Source organism: Hansschlegelia beijingensis (assembly GCF_045505405.1).
GTDB lineage: Bacteria > Pseudomonadota > Alphaproteobacteria > Rhizobiales > Methylopilaceae > Methylopila > Methylopila beijingensis_A.
The window spans coordinates 1-2,763 of the sequence record NZ_JBJKEX010000391.1 but is presented as its reverse complement, the minus strand read 5'-3'; the positions used below and the strand labels follow the sequence as shown (position 1 = coordinate 2,763).

The following is a 2,763-nucleotide window of genomic DNA, read 5'->3' as shown; positions in this document are numbered from 1 at the left end:
ACAGCTGGCTGAAGAAGAATCCGTGGTTCGAGGACGAGGCTGCGCCGGAGCTGCGCCGCCTCGTTCGCGCCGCGTTGGAGCGTTAGCGGAGATCGAGGGGACGCAGAAGCCCATCGGCACGATCGCGATCCGGCTCTCGTCATAGAACTCCTCGTCCGTCACCCCGAGCCAGCGGCGCAGCCGGACGCCCGAGGGATCGGAGAACGGCACCCCGCTCGCATGCACGCGGGTTCCGGGCGCCTGGCCGCAGATCGCGATCCGGGCGGTCGAGCGCGCCCGCACGACAGGACGCGGCTCGTGCGGCAGTGGTCGCCGCACGGGCGCCTCGCGGCAGATCCGGCAGGCGCGCACCCGCCCGAGCAGCGCGTCGAGGCGCGCCTCGGCGCGCGGCTGCTCCGGCCTCTCAAGCGGCGAAGCCAATTCGAACGGATCCGTCAGCACGGCCTTAATCGTTTCCCGTCATCGTCCACGCGTCTCAACCTAGGGCGCGGGGCAGGCCAAATCGTGGACATGTTCGATCTTCCGTCGGACGGGACGTCCGACCGCAGGCCGAACGACACGCCCGATCGCCGTCGCGCCGTGACCGCCAAGCTGCGCGCGGAGCGCGAGCGGCTGACCTCGTCGAGCGGCGTCCGCCCGGCCTTCGACCTCGAACTCGCACGCATATATGCGCAGAACCGGCTTTCGGCCGCCGTGGTGGCGCTCGCGCTGGCGAGCGTGATCGCGGCGGTCGCGACGCTCTGGATCGCGCCGCAGCTGGCCGCGGGCTGGCTCGTCGCGGTCGCGGCCGGCCACGGCATGATCGCGCTGTTCGCCCGACGCTTCCTGCGCAGGCCGGCCGACAAGCTGAAGATCAGGACGTGGAAGCTGCGCTTCGTCCTGGCGGAGGCCGTCAACGCTGTCGCCTGGGCGTCGATCATCGTGCTGCTCGGGCGCGCCGACCCCGGAGGCGAGACGGCCGAGGTCATCTCGCTGTTCGTGATGCTGGTCGGCGTGGCGGTCGCCACCATGCTGGCCGCGAGCGTCCCGGCCGCGGTGTGGGCCGCGACCCTGCCGATCGCCTCGCTGGTGATCGCCGTCTACACGCTGCATGGCGGCGCGGCCTCGACCGCGGTCGCCGCGATGACGGCCGGCACGGAGGTCTATTTCCTGCTGCTCGCCCACCGGCTCTACCGCAACACGCTGGAGACTCTGGAGTTCCGGGCCGAGAAGGACGCCCTGATCGGCGAGCTCGAACAGGCCAAGGCGAACTCCGACGAGGCCCGGCGCCGCGCCGAGGAGGCGAACCTCGCGAAATCCCGCTTCCTCGCCACCATGAGCCACGAACTGCGTACGCCGCTGAACGCGATCCTCGGCTTCTCGGAGGTGATGAAGTCGGAGATCTTCGGCCCGCACGCGACCCCGACCTACAAGGAATACGCCGGCGACATCCACCAGAGCGGGCAGCACCTGCTCAACCTGATCAACGAGATCCTCGACCTGTCGCGGATCGAGGCCGGGCGCTACGAGCTCAACGAGGAGAGCGTCCACCTCGCCTATGTGGTGGAGGACTGCCACCATCTGCTGAAGCTGCGCGCCAAGAACCGCGGCATCGTCATCCGGGAGGCGGTGGAGGCCGGCCTGCCGCCGGTGTGGGCGGACGAGCGCGCGATGCGCCAGATCACGCTCAACCTGCTGTCGAACGCCATCAAGTTCACCCCGCAGGGCGGCGAGATCCGGCTCAAGGTCGGCTGGACCGCCTCGGGCGGCCAGTATGTCTCGGTCGCCGACACCGGACCGGGCATTCCGGAGAACGAGATACCGACCGTGCTGGCGTCGTTCGGCCAGGGCACGCTCGCGATCAAGACCGCCGAACAAGGCGCGGGGCTCGGCCTGCCGATCGTGAAGGGGCTGATCGACCTCCACGGCGGAAGCTTCTCCCTGAAGAGCCGCCTGCGCGAAGGCACCGAGGTCATCGTGACGCTGCCCGCGACCCGCGTGATGGCGCCGCTCGCGCCGATCCCCGAGAAAGGCGCCCCGGCCAGACCCCGGGCGGAAGCCCCGGCCGCCGCGCTCAGGCGCGCGGGCTGATCAGGCCGCGATGCTCACGGAAACCCAACGCCCGGGCCGCCGGGACCGCATCGCCCCCTCACGAACGGCTTCATAGCTTTCGTGGGGCGGCGCACCCGTCGCGCCGTTCACCGAACGAACCCCATGACCACGCCCGCAGACACGAAGCCTCCCTCCGCCCGATCCGGGCTCGCCCCGACGCCCGACTTCATCGTCGGCCAGAACCGCCTCGGCCAGTGGGTCGCGGTGGAGCGCCGAGGCCATGGCGGCGGCCTGTTCGCCAGCCGCGACGCCGCCCTGCACTACGCCGCGCTGGAGAGCGCCCGCCGCTCAACCGAGATTCCGCTCTCCGAGGAGCCGGTCGAGTTGCCTATCTGACGGGCTCTCAGCCCTTCTCCGACACCGCGGCTTCGGCGAAGGTCGCCATGCCGGTGTGGCAGGCGACGGCGGCCTTGACGATGGTCACCGCGAGCGCGCCGCCGGAGCCTTCCCCGAGGCGCATGTCGAGATCGAGGAGCGGCTTGAGCTCCAGCCGCTTCAGCAGCCGCTTGTGGCCGGCCTCGGCGGATTTGTGGCCTGCCACGCAATGCGCGAGCGCGCTTGCGTCATAGGCGTGCAGCACGGCGGCCGCAGCCGTCGCCACGAAGCCGTCGATGACCACCGGCACGCCTTCGAGGCGCGCGGCCAGGATGGCGCCGCCGATCGCCGCGAACT

The 2,763-nt window shown here is 70.9% G+C and carries 4 protein-coding genes; 2 read left to right on the top strand and 2 right to left on the bottom strand.

Translation table 11 applies throughout. The features are described from left to right. On the bottom strand, nt 1–441 hold a 441-nt coding region (locus ACIKT0_RS16545; RefSeq protein WP_407106479.1), incomplete at its 3' end, for a uracil-DNA glycosylase family protein. Nucleotides 442–510: 69 nt separating this feature from the next. On the opposite strand from ACIKT0_RS16545, the gene ACIKT0_RS16540 reads away from it, so the two are divergent. Together ACIKT0_RS16540 and ACIKT0_RS16535 are read left to right on the top strand one after the other, a co-directional pair. Then, nucleotides 511–2,070, top strand: a complete 1,560-nt coding sequence (locus ACIKT0_RS16540) for a sensor histidine kinase (RefSeq protein ID WP_407106478.1) — start codon at nt 511–513, stop codon at nt 2,068–2,070. 123 nt (nt 2,071–2,193) lie between these two features. Next, the gene (locus tag ACIKT0_RS16535; RefSeq protein WP_407106477.1) at nt 2,194–2,427 is read left to right on the top strand and encodes a hypothetical protein; all 234 of its coding nucleotides are present in this window, start codon (nt 2,194–2,196) and stop codon (nt 2,425–2,427) included. A gap of 7 nt (nt 2,428–2,434) precedes the next feature. Here the strand turns inward: ACIKT0_RS16535 and ACIKT0_RS16530 are convergent. Next, nucleotides 2,435–2,763: nicotinate-nucleotide--dimethylbenzimidazole phosphoribosyltransferase (locus ACIKT0_RS16530; protein WP_407106476.1), on the bottom strand; the 329-nt coding region annotated here is incomplete at its 5' end.

Coding starts and splice junctions, on each gene's coding strand:
- ACIKT0_RS16535 (WP_407106477.1), top strand. CDS start 2,194: ATGACCACGCCCGCAGACACGAAGCCTCCCTCCGCCCGATCCGGGCTC.
- ACIKT0_RS16540 (WP_407106478.1), top strand. CDS start 511: ATGTTCGATCTTCCGTCGGACGGGACGTCCGACCGCAGGCCGAACGAC.